The sequence below is a fragment of the Xenorhabdus santafensis genome, from assembly GCF_033949405.1.
GTDB classification, from domain to species: domain Bacteria; phylum Pseudomonadota; class Gammaproteobacteria; order Enterobacterales; family Enterobacteriaceae; genus Xenorhabdus; species Xenorhabdus santafensis.
Map to the genome: position 1 here is coordinate 1 of NZ_VCDN01000470.1, position 301 is coordinate 301.

General features: G+C 34.2%; 1 protein-coding gene. It reads right to left on the minus strand.

All coding sequences use genetic code 11. The annotated features are described in order from the left end of the window. The coding region (locus tag FE392_RS23110; RefSeq protein WP_500692720.1) for a hypothetical protein at nt 1-225 on the minus strand (225 nt) is incomplete at its 3' end. Between the last annotated feature and the right edge of the window lie 76 nt (nt 226-301).

Genomic DNA, 301 nt, shown 5'->3' on the forward strand with positions numbered 1-301 from the left:
ATTCTTCAAATCCTCTTCTGATTTACCTACATGCCTTTCAATCGTATGACCATTTTTAGGTGGCCCTTCCATTTCATCTAAAATATTATCACTAATTTTTTCTACCGATGCAGCTTGATTCCCTGTCTGTTTCTCTGATTTTTGTTCTTTTCCTGCACATCCACTTAAGATCAGCATTAGTGCCAATAAACCACTCAAGAAAAGACTACTTATTCGTTTCATCATATCACCTCTTCCATGATTATTATCGCAACTTCACTAAAAGTCAATTTCACAACGAAAAAATCTATCAGTTTTCATT